Below are 2,355 nucleotides of genomic sequence, written 5' to 3'. Positions count from 1 at the left end.
CACCGGTCACGGGATCCCGCTCGACCGGATCGAGGAGGCCTTCGCGCTCAGCGAGGCCTTCTTCGCGCTGCCCGGGGAGGCCAAGGCCGCCCTGCCGCTCCGCCCCGGCACCAACGCAGGCTGGGAGTTCAAGGCGCAGGTCCGCCCCTCGACCGGCACGCCCGACCAGAAGGAGAGCTACCAGATCACCCTGCCCCGGATGGACGGGCTCTGGCCCGATCCGGCGGCGATCCCGGGCTTCCGCGAGACGATGCTGGCCTTCGAGCGCGCCAACTGGGAGGTCGCGATGCGCGTGCTGTCGTGCTTCGCCATGAAGCTCGGCTTTCCCGAGGACCTCTTCACCCGCGCGCACGATGCCGCCTCGCCCGAGTACCAGTCGACGCTGCGGCTGATCCACTACCTGCCGATGGAGAACGCGAAGCCCGAGGATTTCGAGGGTTGGCGCGCGGGCGCGCATACGGACTTCGACTGCCTCACGCTCCTCCACCAGAAGACGGGTCAGGGCGGGCTCCAGGTCTGTCCCGGCCATGCCGCCGAGGAGGGCGCCTGGACGGATGTGGAGCCGGTGACGGGCATCATCACCTGCAACATCGGCGACATGCTGATGCGCTGGTCGGACGACAGGCTCCTGTCCAACCCGCACCGGGTGCGGATGCCGCGCGCCGACGAATACCAGGGCTCCCGCTACTCGATCCCCTTCTTCGCGCAGGCCAACCGCGACTTCGTCCTGCAGGGCCCGGCGCGGAAATACCCCGCGATCACGGCGGGCGACTACATCCTCGAGCGGATCAAGGCGAACTACGACGCGCTGAAGGCACGCGGATAAACGCTTCAAATTGCAGAGAAAAGGGGTGTGGCCCGCCGGCCACATCCCCACCGCCGACACAATTGCGCCACATTGTTTCCATGTTTCGGGTCGATTTTTTCACGGACCTGGGGTTCGATTAACGCGTTTTTCATGACGCAGTGGAGCAGAGTTATGCCCGACAAGCCCCAACCCGTCCCCCCCAAGGGCGCCCCCCAGAAACCGCGCCCGCGTCCCGTCCACTTCACCGACTGGGCGAGCATCTGATAGGCTCGCGGGCAGGAGGTTGCCCGCGATGACGGACGAAGACCCGGCCCACGCGGCCGACGACCCCGTGACCGCGATCCGCAACGTCGGTCCAGCCATGGCGCGCGCGCTCGCCGATGCGGGCATCCTCTCCGCCACGGCGCTCCGCGCGCTCGGCGCCGACGAGGCCTACGGGCGGATGCTCGCCGCCGGCCACCGCCCCCACTTCATCGGCTACTGCGTCCTTATCATGGGGCTGCAGGGCCGCCCCTGGAACGATTGCCAGGGCGCGGAAAAGGCCGCGCTGCGCCTGCGCTTCGACGCGATCGTCGCGGGCAGGTCGGCCGGCACGGGCCCCGCGATCGAGCGCATCCTCGACGAGATCGGCACCGGCCTGCGCCGCTGAGACGGCTTTCCGCAAACCGCCACGCTCCATGTCGTCGCAGCGCGGCGCCCTGCCGCACGGCGCCTGACCGATTTCGCCCGCCCGTTTGATCGGGATCAAGTCGGCGCCTGCGCCCGCGTGGGAAATCTGGAATCGTTCCAAGAAGACCTCCGGAAGCGCGCAACGATCCCGGGAGTACCCCAATGAGATACCTGACACTGACCGCAACCGCAGCGCTTCTCACCGCGCTGGCGGGCCCCGCCCTCGCCAACGACGAGTTGCGGTCCCTCGCGAACGATCTGTTCGATCCCATTCCGCTGACGACGCCCGAACTCGAGGGCAACATCATCAGCCGCCCGCGGATCGACCTCGGCGCGATGCTGTTCTTCGATCCGCGCATGTCGCGGTCCGGCCTGTTCTCCTGCCAGTCCTGCCACAACGTCGGCCTCGGCGGCGTCGACGGGCTCGAGACCTCGATCGGCCATGGTTGGCAGCGCGGACCGCGGAACGCGCCCACCGTCTACAACGCCGTCTTCAACATCGCGCAGTTCTGGGACGGCCGCGCCGCCGACCTGGCCGAGCAGGCGATGGGCCCCGTGCAGGCGGGCGTCGAGATGAACAACACGCCCCAGCGCGTCATCGACACGCTGAACTCGATGGAGGCCTATGTCACCGCCTTCAACGAGGCCTTCCCCGGCGAGGCGGCCCCGGTCACGTTCGAGAATTTCGCGCTGGCCATCGAGGCCTTCGAGGCGACGCTGACCACGCCGAACTCGCGCTTCGACCAGTTCCTGATGGGTGCCGACGCCCTGAACGAGCAGGAGATCCGCGGCCTCCAGGCCTTCATCGACCAGGGTTGCGCGTCGTGCCACGCCGGCGTCAACATGGGTGGCGAGGCCTATTTCCCCTTCGGCCTCGT

The 2,355-nt window shown here is 68.3% G+C and carries 3 protein-coding genes; all 3 read left to right on the top strand.

The genetic code is table 11. From position 1 onward, the window contains the following. A partial coding sequence (locus tag ACTS11_RS10525; protein WP_442640267.1) for an isopenicillin N synthase family dioxygenase occupies window positions 1-826 on the top strand: 826 nt, incomplete at its 5' end. Window positions 827-1,100: 274 nt separating this feature from the next. Then, window positions 1,101-1,457: a TfoX/Sxy family DNA transformation protein gene (locus tag ACTS11_RS10520; RefSeq protein WP_442640266.1), complete on the top strand. Its 357-nt coding sequence runs from the start codon at window positions 1,101-1,103 to the stop codon at window positions 1,455-1,457. Window positions 1,458-1,639: 182 nt separating this feature from the next. Next, window positions 1,640-2,355, top strand: a 716-nt coding sequence (locus ACTS11_RS10515) for a cytochrome-c peroxidase (RefSeq protein WP_442640265.1), incomplete at its 3' end; no start/stop codon positions are given.

The organism is Roseicyclus sp., from assembly GCF_052168335.1.
GTDB lineage: Bacteria > Pseudomonadota > Alphaproteobacteria > Rhodobacterales > Rhodobacteraceae > Roseibacterium.
This window is presented reverse-complemented; position numbering and strand designations above follow the sequence as displayed.

Bases quoted from the DNA above. Each gene is read 5' to 3' on its own strand.
- ACTS11_RS10520 (WP_442640266.1), top strand. From the start codon at position 1,101: ATGACGGACGAAGACCCGGCCCACGCGGCCGACGACCCCGTGACCGCG.